Annotated in this window: 18 protein-coding genes, 1 other RNA gene, 2 pseudogenes and 1 riboswitch; of the genes and pseudogenes, 17 read left to right on the top strand and 4 right to left on the bottom strand. The window is 36.6% G+C overall.

Annotated features, from left to right (window positions below; translation table 11 throughout):
- Positions 1 to 40: 40 nt before the first annotated feature.
- The 3 genes from nrdF to nrdH form a co-directional block, all read right to left on the bottom strand.
- Positions 41 to 1,021, bottom strand: coding sequence for a class 1b ribonucleoside-diphosphate reductase subunit beta (gene nrdF, locus G6O73_RS07855; RefSeq protein ID WP_057885091.1), 981 nt, complete (start codon positions 1,019 to 1,021; stop codon positions 41 to 43).
- Positions 1,022 to 1,036: 15 nt separating this feature from the next.
- Complete coding sequence (nrdE, locus tag G6O73_RS07850; RefSeq protein WP_057885090.1) at positions 1,037 to 3,208, bottom strand: class 1b ribonucleoside-diphosphate reductase subunit alpha; 2,172 nt, start codon at positions 3,206 to 3,208, stop codon at positions 1,037 to 1,039.
- Positions 3,209 to 3,310: 102 nt separating this feature from the next.
- On the bottom strand, positions 3,311 to 3,541 hold the full coding sequence (gene nrdH / locus G6O73_RS07845; RefSeq protein ID WP_057885089.1) for a glutaredoxin-like protein NrdH: 231 nt from the start codon (positions 3,539 to 3,541) through the stop codon (positions 3,311 to 3,313).
- Positions 3,542 to 3,707: 166 nt separating this feature from the next.
- On the opposite strand from nrdH, the pseudogene G6O73_RS07840 reads away from it, so the two are divergent.
- The 17 genes and pseudogenes from G6O73_RS07840 to tsaD all read left to right on the top strand — a co-directional run bounded on the left by G6O73_RS07840 (position 3,708) and on the right by tsaD (position 15,382).
- Positions 3,708 to 4,333 (top strand): annotated as a pseudogene (locus tag G6O73_RS07840) (class I SAM-dependent methyltransferase).
- Positions 4,330 to 4,806 (top strand): tRNA adenosine(34) deaminase TadA, encoded by a 477-nt coding sequence (tadA, locus tag G6O73_RS07835; RefSeq protein WP_057885088.1) that lies wholly within the window; start codon positions 4,330 to 4,332, stop codon positions 4,804 to 4,806. Before G6O73_RS07840 ends, tadA begins: the two are co-directional and overlap by 4 nt.
- A gap of 50 nt (positions 4,807 to 4,856) precedes the next feature.
- Positions 4,857 to 4,943, top strand: an RNA gene (ffs, locus tag G6O73_RS07830) — signal recognition particle sRNA small type.
- Between the two features lie 69 nt (positions 4,944 to 5,012).
- Positions 5,013 to 6,710 (top strand): DNA polymerase III subunit gamma/tau, encoded by a 1,698-nt coding sequence (gene dnaX / locus G6O73_RS07825; RefSeq protein WP_057885087.1) that lies wholly within the window; start codon positions 5,013 to 5,015, stop codon positions 6,708 to 6,710.
- Positions 6,711 to 6,736: 26 nt separating this feature from the next.
- Positions 6,737 to 7,048 (top strand): YbaB/EbfC family nucleoid-associated protein, encoded by a 312-nt coding sequence (locus tag G6O73_RS07820; protein ID WP_057885119.1) that lies wholly within the window; start codon positions 6,737 to 6,739, stop codon positions 7,046 to 7,048.
- Between the two features lie 20 nt (positions 7,049 to 7,068).
- On the top strand, positions 7,069 to 7,668 hold the full coding sequence (recR, locus tag G6O73_RS07815; protein ID WP_057885086.1) for a recombination mediator RecR: 600 nt from the start codon (positions 7,069 to 7,071) through the stop codon (positions 7,666 to 7,668).
- 16 nt (positions 7,669 to 7,684) lie between these two features.
- Positions 7,685 to 7,927, top strand: a complete 243-nt coding sequence (locus tag G6O73_RS07810) for a YaaL family protein (protein ID WP_057885085.1) — start codon at positions 7,685 to 7,687, stop codon at positions 7,925 to 7,927.
- Positions 7,928 to 8,069: 142 nt separating this feature from the next.
- Positions 8,070 to 8,714, top strand: coding sequence for a dTMP kinase (gene tmk / locus G6O73_RS07805; RefSeq protein WP_057885084.1), 645 nt, complete (start codon positions 8,070 to 8,072; stop codon positions 8,712 to 8,714).
- A 22-nt stretch (positions 8,715 to 8,736) separates the two neighbouring features.
- Positions 8,737 to 9,066 carry a cyclic-di-AMP receptor gene (locus G6O73_RS07800; RefSeq protein WP_057885083.1) on the top strand — a complete coding sequence of 110 codons (330 nt, stop codon included), beginning with the start codon at positions 8,737 to 8,739 and terminating at the stop codon, positions 9,064 to 9,066.
- 10 nt (positions 9,067 to 9,076) lie between these two features.
- Positions 9,077 to 10,078 carry a DNA polymerase III subunit delta' gene (gene holB / locus G6O73_RS07795; protein ID WP_057885082.1) on the top strand — a complete coding sequence of 334 codons (1,002 nt, stop codon included), beginning with the start codon at positions 9,077 to 9,079 and terminating at the stop codon, positions 10,076 to 10,078.
- Positions 10,079 to 10,102: 24 nt separating this feature from the next.
- Positions 10,103 to 10,441 (top strand): DNA replication initiation control protein YabA, encoded by a 339-nt coding sequence (locus G6O73_RS07790; protein WP_057885081.1) that lies wholly within the window; start codon positions 10,103 to 10,105, stop codon positions 10,439 to 10,441.
- On the top strand, positions 10,441 to 11,328 hold the full coding sequence (gene rsmI / locus G6O73_RS07785) for a 16S rRNA (cytidine(1402)-2'-O)-methyltransferase (protein WP_057885080.1): 888 nt from the start codon (positions 10,441 to 10,443) through the stop codon (positions 11,326 to 11,328). Before G6O73_RS07790 ends, rsmI begins: the two co-directional genes overlap by 1 nt.
- Before the next feature lie 11 nt (positions 11,329 to 11,339).
- Positions 11,340 to 12,107, top strand: a complete 768-nt coding sequence (locus G6O73_RS07780) for an acyl-[acyl-carrier-protein] thioesterase (protein ID WP_057885079.1) — start codon at positions 11,340 to 11,342, stop codon at positions 12,105 to 12,107.
- A gap of 92 nt (positions 12,108 to 12,199) precedes the next feature.
- A riboswitch (THF riboswitch) is annotated at positions 12,200 to 12,298 on the top strand.
- A gap of 37 nt (positions 12,299 to 12,335) precedes the next feature.
- Positions 12,336 to 12,863, top strand: coding sequence for a folate family ECF transporter S component (locus G6O73_RS07775; protein WP_057885078.1), 528 nt, complete (start codon positions 12,336 to 12,338; stop codon positions 12,861 to 12,863).
- Between the two features lie 201 nt (positions 12,864 to 13,064).
- The gene (tsaB, locus tag G6O73_RS07770; protein ID WP_057885077.1) at positions 13,065 to 13,793 is read left to right on the top strand and encodes a tRNA (adenosine(37)-N6)-threonylcarbamoyltransferase complex dimerization subunit type 1 TsaB; all 729 of its coding nucleotides are present in this window, start codon (positions 13,065 to 13,067) and stop codon (positions 13,791 to 13,793) included.
- Complete coding sequence (gene rimI / locus G6O73_RS07765) at positions 13,768 to 14,355, top strand: ribosomal protein S18-alanine N-acetyltransferase (protein WP_057885076.1); 588 nt, start codon at positions 13,768 to 13,770, stop codon at positions 14,353 to 14,355. The genes tsaB and rimI overlap by 26 nt, the downstream gene beginning before the upstream one ends.
- Positions 14,348 to 15,382 carry a tRNA (adenosine(37)-N6)-threonylcarbamoyltransferase complex transferase subunit TsaD gene (tsaD, locus tag G6O73_RS07760; protein WP_057885075.1) on the top strand — a complete coding sequence of 345 codons (1,035 nt, stop codon included), beginning with the start codon at positions 14,348 to 14,350 and terminating at the stop codon, positions 15,380 to 15,382. The genes rimI and tsaD overlap by 8 nt, the downstream gene beginning before the upstream one ends.
- A 377-nt stretch (positions 15,383 to 15,759) precedes the next feature.
- Here the strand turns inward: tsaD and G6O73_RS07755 are convergent.
- Positions 15,760 to 16,711, bottom strand: a pseudogene (locus G6O73_RS07755) (IS30 family transposase).
- Positions 16,712 to 16,981: the final 270 nt, after the last annotated feature.

Genomic DNA, 16,981 nt, shown 5'->3' with positions numbered 1-16,981 from the left:
GATCTTAAAATCTGAAAATTGCCTCTTTTATGAGCATTTTTTAAAATTTATTTTTTTCTTGAGTACCAATTAAGTAATCATTATCGCCCATTGGTTCAACATCTCCTAATAAATAACCATTTCCAACTTGTGAGAAAAAGTCGTGGTTAGCTGTTGAAGTTGAGATACCGTTCATTACAACTGGATCAACATCATCTGCAGTGTCAGGAAATAGTGGGTCTAGCCCTAAGTTCATCAAGGCTTTATTGGCATTATAGCGTAAAAAGACTAATACTTTTTCACTCCAACCTACTTGGTCGTATAATTCATGCGTATATTGTTCCTCATTATTGTACAAATCATAAAGAGTATCATAAATCCAAGATTTCAATTCTGTTTGTTCATCAGAGCTTAGTTCATTAAAGCCTAATTGAAATTTATAACCTATATAGGTTCCATGAACTGATTCATCACGCAAAATTAGTTTAATAATTTCACCGACGTTAGCTAATTTATTATGTCCTAACCAATAAAGCGGAGTATAAAATCCTGAGTAGAATAAAAAGGTTTCTAACAAAACAGAAGCAACTTTTTTTTGTAAGACAGAACCCTCAAGATAAATCTGATCAATTTTTTTGGCCTTGTATTGTAAAAATTGATTACTATGAGTCCACACAAAAATTTCTTCAATTTCTTTTGGAGTATTCAGTGTTGAGAAAATAGACGAGTAACTTTTGGCATGAACCGATTCCATAAATTGAATGTTATTTAAAACAGCACGTTCATGTTGGGTACGGATATCATGCATTAATGAAGCCATTCCGTCTTGTGACTGCAAGGTATCTAGCAGGGTTAGCCCGCCAAAAACATGCTCGACAACTAATTTATTTTCTGCTGACATTTTCCGCCAATCTGCTAAATCATTAGAGAGCGGGATGCGAGTATCTAGCCAAAATTGTTCAGTTAGTTTTTCCCAAGTTGCTTTATCTATTTGATCTTCTAATTCGTTCCAGTTAATTGCACGATAAAAATCTTCCGTCATGATTTTACTCCTTACTTAAATAACGCAGCTTTCACATTCATTGGCGCCAACTTCTGTTTGATCATCAGTGAAGGTGCGGACATAATAAACTGATTTTATTCCTTTATTGTGAGCATAATTTCGTAAAATACTTAGATCTCGTGTTGTCATTTTATCAGTTCGACCTTTTTTCCATTCATAAAGGCCAGTTGGAATAGTAGAACGCATGAATAAGGTTAAACTCATTCCTTGATCCACGTGTTGTTGTGCCGCAGCATAGGTATCAATAACTTTACGCATATCGGTGTCATAAGCCGATTGATAATACGGTAATGTTTTATTTGATAGATAGGGAGCAGGATAATAGATTTTCCCAATTTTTCTTTCTTGGCGTTCTTCAATTCGATTGATAATCGGGTGTAAGCTGGCAGTAGTATCGTTAATATAGGAAATTGAACCATTTGGTGCAACAGCCATTCGATTCTGATGATAAAGTCCATCTTGCATGACATTTTTCTTTAATTCTGCCCAATCAGCAGTTGTCGGAATAAAAATTCCAGCAAAAAGTTCGCTTATTCGTTGAGTCTGGGGACCATAATTATGTTGTAAATATTTGTCAAAATAACTACCATCTGCGTAACTACTTTGTGCAAAATCTGCAAAAGTTTCTTGTCGCTCACGAGCAATTTGATTAGAAGCTTTTAAAGTCCAATAATTCAACAGCATGAAGTAAACACTAGTAAAATCGATTGCTTCCGGTGAACCATAATGAATTTGATTTTTAGCTAAGAAAGCATGTAATCCCATTGCTCCAAGACCAATCGTATGTGCTAAATGATTACCTTTTTGAATTGAGGGCACAACATCGATATCAGAGTGGTCAGTAACAAAAGTTAATGCTCGAACCATTGTTTCGACTGAAGAACCAAAATTAGGTGAAGCCATTAAGTTAACAATATTAGTTGAACCTAAGTTACAGCTAATATCGGTCCCCATTTCATCATAGTTTTGTTGGTTGTTAATTGTAGAAGGTCGTTGTACTTGTAATATTTCAGAACAAAGATTACTCATAATAATTTTCCCAGCAACTGGATTTGCACGGTTAGCAGTATCAATATTAATTATATATGGATAGCCAGATTCTTGCTGAAGCTTACTGATCTCTGTTTCTAAATCACGAGCTTTAATTTTTTTCTTAGGGATATTAGGATTAGCTACCATTCTATCGTATTCTTTAGTAATATCAATGTAAGAAAAGGGCTTGCCATATTCACGTTCAACACCCCAAGGATCAAATAAATACATCTCAGCATCTTGCTGAGCAAGTTCATAAAATTTATCTGGAACAATTACGCCGAGTGATAAAGTTTTAATCCGAACCTTTTCATCTGCATTTTCTCTTTTAGCAGCTAGAAAGGCAATAATATCTGGATGAAAAACGTTTAAATAAACTACTCCGGCTCCCTGGCGTTGCCCCAACTGATTAGAGTAAGAAAAACTATCTTCTAATAATTTCATTACGGGAACGACTCCTGATGCAGCATTTTGAATGTCTTTAATGGGGGCTCCAGCTGCTCGCAAATTACTGAGTGTGATACCGACACCACCACCAATTCGTGATAGTTGTAGAGCAGAATTAATTCCACGTCCAATTGAATTCATATCATCGGTGATTTGAATTAAGAAACATGAAACTAATTCACCACGGCGCTTGCGACCAGCATTTAAAAAGCTGGGAGTGGCAGGTTGGTAACGTTGATGAATCATTTCATCTGCTAATTTTAAAGCTAATTTTTCGTCGCCGTCACCAAAATAAAGCGCGTTAGCTGCTACTCGATCAGTAAAGTTTTCTAAATACTGATTATTATCGTTGGTTTTTAACGCGTACTGAGCATAAAATTTATAGGCAGCCATAAAAGTTTTAAAATGAAAATCAGCTTTGATTAAAAAATCATATAGTTTTTCAATGAATGAAAAATCGTATTTTTCAATAAAACCATTTTCATAATAATTGTTTTCAATTAAGTAATTGAGCTTTTCTTTTAACGAAGAAAAGGTTAATAAATTTGGTTTAACATTTTCCGCTAAAAAGGCGGTTAAAGCTGCTTGATCCTTTTTCAAAGGAATTTGTCCGTCGACGGGGATGTTAATTTCATTATTCAAATCATAATAACTAACTTGATCAACATCAATTTGTTTAAGACCCATTTGTTGCACCACTTTCTTAAATTAGGGGGATTAAAACTAGCAAGAGTTTCGCCAAAGCAATCGGCGAAACTCTTTAAAATAAAATGTGCTAAAATTAAGATACTACTGTGCCAATAAACTTTTCAATAAGTCTGGTCGGAAACCATTAATAATTGGATTACTGTTTTTCTCAATTACCGGAACGCTCCGAAAGCCCTTTTCTTTTAAGTAATCAATGTATTTAGGCTCTTGGCTAACATTATGTTCTTCAAATGAAATTTGATGTTCGGCTAAAAATTTCTTAGTCATTTTGCACTGAATGCAGTTATTTTTTGTATAAATTGCTAAACTCATAATTGGCACCTCTTATCAAGATATTGTATGCTTAGTATACAACATTTTTAAAAAATATCAAGCACACGACACTATATCTTGTGTAGCAGTAGCATAGCCGCCAATATATAGTGTTCAAGCGATTTGAGAGTCAAATGACTTCCAAAATAATAAAATGAGGTATTCAATGACAAATTATTATTTTTCACAAAATCCGAAGTTATTCATCATGAAAAAGAAAGAACAGTTCAACTTTTAGGGACACAACTAAATTTTATCACTGATAATGGCGTTTTTTCCAAAAATCGAATTGATTATGGATCGAAAGTTTTATTACAGGCAACTGAAAAAATTTCGCTTCCGCTTCAAGCCAAGATATTAGATGTTGGCTGTGGCTATGGGGCAATCGGCTTAACTTTGGCTAAAAAATATCCATCAGCTAGGATCGATTTAATTGATGTTAATCAATTAGCACTTGAATTGGCTAAAAAAAATGCTGAAGTGAATCAGATTTCTAATGTCAAAATTTGGAGCTCTGATATTTATACGCAGGTTCCAGAACAAGATTACCAGTTAATTATTACAAACCCACCAATTCGTGCAGGGAAAAAAGTTGTTCATGCAATCCTAACACAGGCATTTGAACATTTACAAATAGGTGGGCAGTTGCTAGCGGTCATCCAAAAAAAGCAAGGTGCACCTTCAGCGCAAAAAAAGTTGCAGACCGTTTTTGGTAATTGCCAAGTAATTATGCGAGATAAAGGATATTTTGTTTTACAAAGTTGTAAACAAGGAAATGATGCAACCTTATGATTAGACAAGAGCAGGAATATTATATGCGCGAAGCCCTATTTGAGGCTGATCGGGCCCGGATAATCGGGGAGGTTCCAATTGGCTGTGTAATTGTGTGGAAAGGTCAAATTATTGGCCGGGGCCACAATTTGCGTGAACATAGTCAAGATGCAACTTTACATGCTGAAATTTTGGCAATTCAAGAAGCTAATGCTTTCCTGAAGAGTTGGCGCTTAGAAGCAGCGCAATTGTTTGTAACTTTAGAGCCTTGTCCAATGTGCAGTGGGGCAATCATTAATTCCCGAATTGCTGAAGTTTATTATGGAGCAGCAGATCCGAAGGCTGGAACTGTTGGATCTTTAATGAATTTATTGCAGGATTCACGTTTTAATCATCAAGCAAAGGTTACTGCGGGAGTCTTACAAGCAGAATGTGCCGACCGTTTAAAAACCTTTTTTCGAGATATTAGACGACGGCGAAGAAAAAAATGCTAGAAGGCTGGAATTTTTTCGAATTATCATGTAAAATAGAGAGTGCCGTTAAGGCCTTGGGACAATGAGGTGTCTGTGAAGCGTGTCAGATCCGGAAGGAAGCAGCACTAAGCAGATTACAGCATGTGCCCCAAGTTAATTGGAAAGTAACCTCTCGATCTAAATTGCGATCGGGAGTTTTTTTTAAGTGAAAAGGAGTGCTTTTAAAGATGGGGTACCGGGCACTTTACCGCGTTTGGCGGCCACAGCAATTTGCAGATTTGGTTGGACAGCAGTTGATTACGCAAACGTTAAAAAATGCGATTGCAGCTGGTCAAACAAGTCATGCATATTTATTTACAGGACCACGTGGCACGGGGAAAACATCAGCGGCCAAAATTTTTGCTAAGGCCATTAATTGTCAACATCAGCAGGCTGGTGAGCCTTGCAATAAATGTGAAATTTGTCAAGCAATTACGCAAGGAAGATTGAACGATGTTATCGAAATTGATGCAGCTTCTAATAATAGTGTTGATGAGGTCCGCGACATTCGTGAAAAAGTTAAGTATGCACCAACTCAAGCACAATTCAAAGTTTATATTATCGATGAAGTGCATATGCTTTCTGCAGGTGCGTTTAATGCGTTATTAAAGACCCTGGAAGAACCGCCTGCCAATGTAGTTTTTATTTTGGCTACGACTGAACCGCATAAAATTCCGGCAACAATTATTTCACGTACGCAGCGCTTTGATTTTCGACGAATTGAAGATCAAGATTTGATTGAGCGAATGGAATATATTTTAAGTCAGGAAAAATTAGAATTTGATCCAGCAGCCTTACAAATAATAGCCAAAGCAGCGGCTGGTGGAATGCGTGATGCTTTGAGTATGCTTGATCAGGTTTTGTCTTTTGGTCATAATCAGGTTAATCTTGAAAATGCTCTTTTGGTAACTGGGAGTGTTTCTCAAGAGCAATTAGCTGTCTACTTAGAAGCTGTTTTTTCTCAAAAAGCAGCAATTGCTTTTCAGCAGCTGCAGCAATTATTAAGTGCTGGGAAAGACCCTAATCAGTTATTTGAAGGATTGATTGATTATTGTCGGCAATTATTATTGACCCAAGTTGAGAAAAACTCAACATCTGAAAAGCTAACTGAATTAGCAGATCAGGTTTCAGCTGAGACACTTTACCAGGCCTTAGATATTTTAAGCCAGCAGCAACAAGCGATGCGCTTTGCAACTCATCAAGATGTTTATTTAGATGTGGCAACCATTAAATTGTGCCGTATTGCTCACAAAGATGATGTAGCTGCTTCGGCTGCTGCAACAGAAAAAATAACTGAATTGCAAACAAAACTGACCCAAATGCAACAACAATTGAGCCGCTTACAGGCGCAAAGCCAGCAAGGTGAAGATGTACAACAGTTAACGCCACAAACAAAACGAGCGAGGACTTCGAGTCAGCCTAAGTTGAAAGTGAAACCCGATTTAAATAAAATTTATGCAGTTTTAGCTACGGCATCGAGGGCAAGTTTGGTCGAGGTTAAAGACGTTTGGCAGGATTTATTAAGCATGTTAGCTGTAACGCAACGCGCGGTGATGAATGTTAGCCAACCAGTTGCTGCTAGTGCAGATGCTGCAGTTGTCAGCTTTCAATATGATTTTTTGTTTGAAAAAGCGGCGCAAGACCAGCAGCTACAAAATGCGTTAACAGCAGATTTGGCAAAGCTACTGGGAAAAGATTTAAGATTGGTTTTCTTACCGCAAGCTCAATGGCCACAGGTTAGAAAAAAGTATCTCGTGGATCATCAAAATGATGGTGAGCCTAAGAATGGAGATGAATCCCCAGCAACACCAGATAATAATTTGACTACCGCTGAGAAAATTTGGGGCACGGCAGCTAAAAACTTAATTGAGTTAAAAGACGATTAAAAATTTGAAAGGGTGTTTTATAAATGATGCGTGGTATGGGAAATATGCAGGGCATGATGAAACAAATGCAGAAAATGCAAAAACAAATGAAAAAAGATCAGACAGCATTGGAAGAACGTGAATTTACAGGCCAAGCAAGTGACGAGATGGTAACTGTTAAATTTAATGGAAAAAAAGAGTTGCAGGATATTCAAATCAAACCAGAAGCAGTTGATCCAGATGATATTGAGATGTTGCAAGATTTAATTATCATGGCTGTTAATAACGCGATGGAAACAATAGATCAAGCTACACAGCAAACGATGGGAAAATATACTAATAATCTGCCTAAATTTTAATTTTAGAAAGGAAAATCTAGATGCAGTATCCAGAACCGATTGCTAAATTGATTGACAGTTATCTTCGATTGCCGGGAATTGGCGAAAAAACGGCAACGCGTTTAGCATTTTTTACAATTGATATGCAGCAAGAAGATGTTGATCAATTTGCAGCTGCTTTAAGGAATGCGAAGCGCGAGTTGCATTACTGCAGTATTTGCGGAAACATTACTGAGACTGATCCTTGTCAGATCTGTCGTGATCACAGTCGCGATCAGAGTAAAATTATTGTAGTTGAGCAAGCTAAAGATGTGATGTCATTAGAAAAGATGCGTGAATATCATGGCCTTTATCATGTTTTACAGGGAGTTCTTTCGCCAATGGAAGGCAAGGGACCGGATGATTTGAACATTACTTCTTTGATTGAACGACTGCAAAACCATGATCAGATTAAAGAGATTATTGTGGCCACAAATGCAACCCCTGAAGGTGAGGCAACCGCCATGTACTTAGCACGCTTATTGAAACCGGCTGGAATTAAAGTTACTCGTTTAGCACATGGATTAGCGGTTGGCAGTGATATTGAGTATGCTGATGAAATGACATTATTCAAGGCGATTGAAGGACGACAGGAAATCTAATTTGGAGGCGAGTTAAATGTTTGGAAGATCAAAACATAATTTGCGGCACGAATACGATGAGTACTTGCTGACTGCAATTGAAGCAGCAGCTGATAGTTGGGAAAAGGCCAAGCAAACGCGACAAGCGATGCGTGAAGAAGATGATGAGTTGAGCTCAGAAGTTGATTTGGCGGGAGCAAAATATACTTTTCTGTACTTAGAAGCCCGTCGCCGCAAGGTAAAGGCCCATTTTCGTCCTTCAATGGTTGAACATGATTAATAAATTTAAAAGAAACTTCTAAAACACGATTTTTTAATTGTATTTTAGAAGTTTTTTTAATAATTAGTTACTCTTGAAATTAGACAGGGTTAAAAGAGTAAAGTAAAATAAAGATAACTAGATTATAAAAGAGGTTGAAAGTTTGAAGGGAAAGTTTGTCACATTTGAAGGACTAGATGGTTCAGGAAAAACAAGTGTTTTAAAACGAATTGAAAAGTATTTGCAGCAAAAAACAACCATAAACTATTTATTGACCCGTGAACCAGGTGGTAACCAAATCGCAGAACGGATTCGACAATTATTGTTAGATGCAAACTCATTGGGAATGGACAGCCGTACGGAAGCACTGCTGTATGCTGCTTCACGGCGCCAACACTTGGTTGAAACAGTTTTACCAGCGTTAACCGCAGGAAAGTTAGTTTTGTGTGATCGTTATGTTGACAGTTCGATTGCTTATCAGGGAGCTGGTCGCCAGCTAGGTGAAGCAGAAATTGCTCAGTTAAATAACTTTGCAACGGATGGTTTACAACCTGAATTAACAATTTATTTTGATGTTCCACCGGCTGTTGGGTTAGCTCGGATCAATGCCCATCGAGTTAATGAGATTAATCGACTCGACCAAGAGTCAGAGATTTTTTATCAACGTGTACGCCGTTCATATTTAAAATTGAATACGACTTTTCCAGAAAGATTTATAAAAATTGATGCTACTGCAGAATTATCTGAGGTCAGCAACGAAACGCTTAGGGTATTACAAAATAGGCTACCTTTAATTTTTAAAAGTTAGCAGTGAACTGGAGGAAAATAAAATGAAAATGATCATTGCAATTGTTCAGGATAAAGACAGTAATCGTTTAAGTAATTTGTTTATTCAAGCTAATGTCAGAGCAACTAAATTGTCAACTACAGGTGGGTTCTTAAAATCAGGTAATACAACATTTATGATTGGAGTCGAAGATCAACGGGTAGAAGAAATTTTGGAACTAATTAAAGATTCTTCAAGGACGCGGAAACAATTTATGACACCACCGGTCAATTTAGATGCTTCGATGGATTCGTCAGCTGCCTATCCAATTGAGGTCCAAGTTGGCGGAGCAACGGTTTTTGTTTTACCGATTGATGCATTTCACCAATTTTAATTAAATAATTATGACAGAAAAAATGTTTGAAACACCAAAGCAACAAAAATTTCTTGCTAATTATTTTGCCAGCTTATTAAAACAAAACCAATTAGTCCATGCTTATTTACTAACGGGTCCAGCTGGCAGTGGCAAGCGCAGTTTAGCTCTGTGGGTAGCTGCTGGTCTATTTTGTTTACATCCAGAAACGACTGGTTCACCTTGTGGAAAATGTGCTGAGTGTCAACGGATTTTAACAGGCAATCATCCTGATGTGATTGATGTTGTTCCCGATGGGAGTAGTGTTAAAGTTGAACAGACTAGATTTTTAAAAGCTGAATTTTCTAAAAGTGGAGTTGAAGGGCGTCGGAAGGTAATCATTTTAGAATCAGCTGAAAAACTAACAATCAGCGCTGCTAACAGTCTTTTAAAATTTATTGAAGAACCAAGCGGACAAATGACTTTCTTTTTACTTGCTCAAAACGTTAATCAACTACTGCCGACAATTGTTTCTCGTTGCCAGTTGTTGAAAATGGTAATTCCCAGTGAAACACAGCGCAGTCAATTATTTGCCCAAGCCGGAATTTCTGCAAGTAAATCCGATTTGTTGGCGGGATTAACGGTAGATTTGCAAGTAGCAAAACAGCTTGATCAAACTGGAGCGGTTTATCAGTTAAGTGATAAATTGATTGAATGGTATTTAAAAATTCTAAGCAAGGATTGGCTGAGTGTGGTGGATGTCCAATCACAAATTATGCCAATTGTGGTTGAAAAAAAAGACCAGCAGTTATTATTAGAATTATTGGAATTATTAGTCAAAGACTTAATTAATTGGATGGTAAATAATCAAGTAAAGTATTTTGCCAAGTACCAGACGCAATTGACCCCCAAGTTAAAACAATTAACTGTTAACCAGCAGTTAGCGGCAATTGAATTGTTATTAAAACAGCCCAAATTAAGACAAGCTAATATTAATTTTCAAAATGCACTTGAGGCGTTAACTTTACAATTGCTTAAATGTTATGATAGATGATAGTAAGCAATCGAGGTGAAGCACTTGGATAATCGGACTCTGTACGACAAATTTGCAGAACTTGAACTGCATGCTCAAAAATCGGTAACTGAACTTAATGAGATTCAAAAGTCTTTAATGGAAGTGATTGAACGAAATGCTGAATTAGAAATTGAAAATCAACATTTGCGTGATCATTTGCAGGAATTAGAGCAACATAAAGAAAATGAAAATGGCGGTTTGTCGAAATCAAGAAAAAATTTAGAAAAACTGTATGAACAAGGATTTCATGTTTGTAACGTCGATAATATGTACGGTACCCGGCGGTTAAATGATGAACCTTGTGTCTTTTGTCAGAATATTATTTATGGGGAGCGAAAGTAATGGGGTTAACAGCCATCAGCAGTTATCAACAACCAAAAATAGCTGGGGCACTTTATTTAGTACCGACACCACTAGGCAATCTTGGTGATATGACTTTTCGAGCGGTGGAGATTTTAAAAAAAGTTGACTTGATTGCAGCGGAAGACACTCGTAACACCCAAAAATTGTTGAATTATTTTGATATCAAAACACCACAAATAAGTTTTCATGAACATAACACCCAAGAAAGAATTCCACAACTTCTGGATAAATTGATGGCCGGCAAAAAAATTGCTCAAGTTAGTGATGCGGGGATGCCCTCAATTAGTGATCCCGGTCATGAGCTGGTAGTGGCAGCGATTGCTCAGCAGATTCCGGTGATTCCGCTTCCCGGACCTAATGCTGGTCTGACGGCTCTGATTGCTTCCGGGCTAGTTCCGCAACCATTTCTATTTTTTGGCTTTTTAGCCCGGCAGAAGAAGCAACGGCAGCAACAGACCACCTTTTTAGCCCAACAAGAAGTTACTTTTATTCTTTATGAATCACCACATCACTTAAAGAAAACTTTACAAGAATTAAATAATGTTCTAGGAGCACAACGCCAAATTGTTTTAGGACGGGAATTGACAAAAAAATTTGAGGAATTTTTAAGAGGGACATTAGCCGATGCTTTGGCTTGGAGTCAAGAAGAACAGATTCGCGGCGAGTTTTGTTTGATTGTTGCGGGCAAACCAGTAACATCTGCACCACAACAAATTGTCAGTTCTGAAGATTTGGAAAATGAGGTTGCTGATTTAATTGCTAGTGGCGAATATCGCGCTAATGATGCGATTAAACAAATCGCTAAACAGCATCAGCTAAAAAAACAGGTTGTTTATAATGCTTTTCATCATTTGAGAAAAGGTTAAGGAGTGAGTACGTGGCTGCAAATATTTTTTCAGAAAAACATCAGATTTTATTTTATGAAACTGATCGAACTCGTCGTGTAACACCTGGAATGCTGGTTAATATTTTAATGCTGGCATCTCAAGATCAAAGTGATGAGTTGGGATTAACATCACAAAAAATTCATGCGCAAGATTTAGGCTGGGTTGTTACGCAGCACTTATTGACCATTGAACGTTTGCCGCAGTTAAAAGAAAAGGTTATTGTCAAGACCCAAGCAACGGCTTACAATCATTATTTTTGTTACCGTGATTTTTGGCTAGAAGATCAAACTGGAGAAGTACTAGCTAAAATGCACAGTACATTCATATTAATGGATCAAGAAAAGCGAAAAATTACTAAAGTTCCAACTGAATTAATAGCGCCTTATGGTTCTGAATATACTCCAAAAGTCGAACGGGTAGCTGAACCGGAAAAATTTAATTTGGAAAAAATGGCTGCCAGCAAGGATTACCGAGTGCGTTTTATGGATATTGATGCTAACCAACATGTTAACAATGTGCATTATTTCGATTGGATTGTTGATGCTTTGTCAGAGGAATTTTTGATTAATCATCAAATTAAACAGGTGAATGTTCGTTACAAAAGAGAGGTTCATTATGGCGAACTGGTCACTAGTCGGGTCGATCAGCCACTGACGGTTAAAGATTCAAAAATGAGTATTACACACCATCAAATTGTTGTTGACCAGCAGGAAAGCTGTCGCGCGCAATGTTTGTGGGAAAAAAATGAAAATCAATGAAAATATCAATGGAACCATTGAAAAACATTTGCATTTCAAAATGAATTACGCTCAGAGTGTGTTATAATGACAAAGTATTTTTAAATACAAATTTCGGGGTAGAAAATAAAGCGTTAAGTGCTGAAAGGACGGAATGTGTCTTTTAGACGAAGGGTTCAGATTCCCGCGGTTTTATTTTCGCATTCGCCGCAATTTAATTGTGGCAGCTCCAACAGGGAGATGTCTTAAATGAATATTTTTGTTTCACATTTGACAACACGCAAAATTGCGTTGTTAGGTTTGTTGATTGCGTTAAATCTGGTGGTAGCTAAGTTCTTGTCGTTTGGCGTCTGGTCGGTTAGAATCAGTTTCACATTTGTGATTGTATTCTTAATGGCTGCTTGGTTTGGACCAGTTTTAGCTGGACTGGCTGCAGGATTAGCCGATGTTGTTGGAACACTTTTACTAAGTGGTGGACAGGGAAGTTATTTCTTTGGCTTTACAATTTCAGCATTTCTTGGTGCTTTCATTTATGGCTTGTTTTTTTACCAGAAAAAAGCAACCAATTGGCGAATTTTAGCGGCAGTAGTACTTAATCTATTGTTGGTTGATTCATTATTAAACACTTGGTGGATTTGTTTACTGTATCATACTTCATTCAATTCAATCTTTTGGCTAAGGGCATTTAAAGAAATACTAATGTTACCAATTCAGTTTTTAATATTGAAATTTATCAGCAGCAATCAAACATTGGAAAGTTTAAAGCAACGAATTTAATGATAAAACAAGCTGAGGCAAGTAGAAATTTTTGTCACAGCTTTTTATTTTGGTGAAAATACCTGTCTATATTTCAACCTGCTGTATTTAACAATTTCTATGGTTGAATTTTTTCATAATTAAAACATTAAAATTTAGGCTTATAACTTAAGAAAATGTGATAAGATAATTCACAGAAGTGAGGTTAAGAGGTAAAAATTAATGATTATTCTAGCAATTGATACATCTAATCGGCCGTTGAGTGTCGCGGTGCTCCAAGATACGCAACTATTGGCAACAGTGACGTTTAATTATCGCCAAAAAGATCATAGTACAACTTTATTGCCATTGATAGCTGATTTGCTCAAACAAGTTGATCTGCAACCCAGTCAAATTGATCGGATCGTGGTTGCTCAAGGACCGGGTTCATATACCGGTTTGCGAATTGGGGTAACTGCAGCTAAAACTTTAGCATTTGTCTTAAAAAAAGAATTAGTCGGAGTCTCAAGTTTGGCGGTTTTAGCTGCGCCTGTACAGCCTGAAAACGATGAGACAGTAATTGTTCCAATGTTTGATGCGCGTAGGGAATGTGTTTTTGCAGGCATTTATCAGCAAAAAAATGAGGGATTAGTTAGTTTATTGGCAGATCAACATTTAGCATTAACAAAATTAATAGCTGTTTTGAAAAAATATTCAAAAATTATATTGGTTGGTCAAGATGCTATTCTTTTTAATCAGCAGATTCAGGAAAATGTGCATGCTGAAGTTGTTTTAGCAAACAAAGTTTTTGATTATCCACAAGCTTATCAATTAGGGCTGCTAGGTCGAATAACTAACCCGGTTGGAATTCATGATTTTGTACCACATTATTTAAGGCTAACTCAAGCAGAAAAATACTGGTTAGACCATCATCAGGAGAAATTAAATGAACCGCTTGTTGAAAAATTTTAAATTACTATTCAATTTATTGCATGGACCGGATACTCAGACATTTGTTCCAACTTTTAATAATCATCCCGTAAACTTAAAAAACCGCTCTTATTTATTATGCCGAGCATTAATTACTGATATTCCTGAGTTAGTCAAATTACGGCAACAGGTTTTTCCTCAAGAAACGGCATGGGATCGTAAAGTGTTTACTAGTGAATTAAAAAATACACAGGAAAAGTTATACTTATTATTGCGCTTTAATGACCAATTAGTGGCGTTTATTGGAACTGATTTTAATCCTAAGCAACATGATGTTCATATTACAAGTTTAGCTGTGGCTGAAAACTTTCAACATCAAGGATTAGCCACTTTCTTGTTAAAGGTGGTTAAGGAAATTGCCCAGCAAAGAGATTACCAAACTATCTCTTTGGAAGTCCGTTTGAGTAATAAATCAGCTCAGCAATTATATACAGATTTTGGTTTTATTTGTTTGGGGTTGACCAAAGAATACTATCAGTCAAATCACGAGGATGCAATTAACATGCAATATAAGATTAAAAAGGAATCGAAAAAAAATGAATGAAGAAAAACGAGAATTGATTCTAGCATTTGAATCAAGTTGCGATGAAACCAGTGTGGCAGTTATTGAAAATGGCAATAAAATTTTATCAAACGTGATTGCTACGCAAATTAATAGTCAGCGGCGATTTGGTGGAGTGGTTCCGGAGGTTGCTAGTCGTCATCATATTGAACAGGTAACTATATGTTTAGCCGATGCACTTCAGCGTGCACAAGTAGATTATCAAGACTTGGATGCTGTTGCCGTTACTTATGGACCAGGTCTAGTAGGAGCTTTACTAGTCGGTGTCACTGCAGCTAAGGCGGTGGCATTTGCACACAATTTACCATTAATTCCGGTTAATCATATGGCTGGACATATTTATGCTGCCCGTTTTAGAGGGGAAATTGAATTTCCAGCATTGGCGTTATTAGTTTCTGGTGGGCATACCGAGTTGGTCTACTTAAAAAAACCCAATAGTTATCAAATTATCGGAGAAACACGGGATGATGCTGCGGGTGAAGCCTACGATAAAATTGGGCGTGTTTTAGGAATTGATTATCCAGCAGGAAAGAAAATTGATGAATTAGCTCATCAAGGAAAAGATACCTTTGATTTTCCACGAGCAATGTTGAAAGATGATAATTTTGACTTTAGTTTTAGTGGTTTGAAAAGTGCCTTTATTAATACTGTCCACCATGCTGAACAAGTTAATCAGCAATTGAATCAAGCTGATTTGGCTGCCAGTTTTCAACAAAGTGTGATAGATGTTCTAGTTGCTAAAACAATGCATGCTTTACAGCAGTATCCGGTAAAACAATTAATTTTAGCAGGTGGTGTTGCTGCTAATACTGGGTTACGTGATGCGTTGAGTGCAGTAATGAAAAAAAAGCATTCGGATGTCAGTTTGTTGAAAGCACCATTAAGTCTATGTGGTGATAATGCCGCGATGATTGGGGCTGCTGGTCACGTAGCCTTTCGAGCTGGGAAACGGGCTGATTTATCTTTGAATGCTGATCCGAGTTTAGAATTTGATTGGATTACGCAATAGTGAATTAAGATTACGCAATAGTGAATTAAATAGTAAAGAAAAACAATCTAAAAGTGGTTCTGATAAGGAATGATAAAAATCGTTTCTTATCAGAACTTTTTGTTTACATTGAAAGTGAATTAAAGCCGATCAAGACCTCTGGAACCTCGAGCCCATATAAAAAATGGCTTTCAGCACTTTCGACGCGCAAATATGATTTAAGATTTAGAATCCATGAACCAGTATTTAGAAAGCGATATTTTGATAGATATTATTGCATTAGATGTTTCAAAAAATCATAGTTATGTTGTCTGGCAGCGAAATAAACACTTTTTAGATGAGTTCGATTATCCTTATAATTAGGTTGGCTTTAAACAGCCTTGAAATGTCAAATTAAGTTAGAAATAACATAGCTGTTTATCTGTGATGTTTTCCATGAATACCTCAATTGGTGTTTTATAATTTAATGATTTTCTTGGAATATGATTACGCCGGCTACTGACTTGTTGAACTAAAGCGTTTGGTAAATTGCGAAAATCCATGCTTTTGTTGAGACCATCTCGTCTAATTAGTCCATTGTTATTTTCGTTTAAGCCACGCTGATTAGGAGCCCCAACTTCGGCAAAATAAGTACTAATATCATGTTTATTTGCGATTTCTTTCCAACCAGTGAATTTATCAAAAGTAATTGACTTGAAAAAGTGTTTTGGCTGTTGGGACAGCCGTTGACTAAGATGTTTATTAACGCATTCAGCTGATTTTTGTTGGATGTTTAAAATGATTTCAACTTTGGAGAGATGCTCAACTAAGGTCATAACTGCACCTTGATGTGCTTTGCCTTGGACGGTGTCTGCTTCTAAATGACCAAATTCATGTTGAAAATGAGGATAATCCTGATAGCGTTGATAAATACTTCTGCCGAGTCGGCCAGCTTTACCACGCCGTTCAACGTAACCATTTGGATGCCTTTTACCTTTCATTGGCAACAATTTCACATTGAAAACACCTCTTTGAAAGAGTCGGTATAAGGTTCTCATACTACAACTGATCTGTATCTCAGCTCGACCAATAATCGTATCAGGGGTCCAACCTAATGCAAGTTTCTGCTTAATGTATTTGGTTTCATCTTCTGGTAATTCAATTGCTTTTCGACCGCAATGAGTTTTATTAATTCGATGATTTTCTTGAAATTGACTAATTAAATTACCAGCATCTAGAAACCGGTAAACACGATAAACGGTTTCGCTGGAACGTTTAAGAGCTTTAGCGGCTTGATAGGCTTTTAATATCTTGTTTCCAAAAATTATATATGAAGGTTAATTCACGTGTGGTAAGATGTTTATAGGTCATTTGTGGTTACCTCTCTTTTGATTAGGGATATTCAAAATTCTACCACAAATGGCTTTTTTATTTCTAACTTAATTTTACAAACGACGATAAATATAATTCAAAAAACATACTTTTTAAAATAAAAGAGTTGTTTTTATTTGAAAGCGGTGTATAATCTATTTTGGAAAACGTTTTCCGAAATAGAGATTTTAGACATGTGGGTATAAGTCAAGCTGAATATCAGTTCTTTGAAAATTGAATATACTTGTTGGAAGCTTGATGAGCATATAT

Source organism: Liquorilactobacillus nagelii DSM 13675, from assembly GCF_019444005.1.
Taxonomy (GTDB): Bacteria; Bacillota; Bacilli; order Lactobacillales; family Lactobacillaceae; genus Liquorilactobacillus; species Liquorilactobacillus nagelii.
This window is presented reverse-complemented; position numbering and strand designations above follow the sequence as displayed.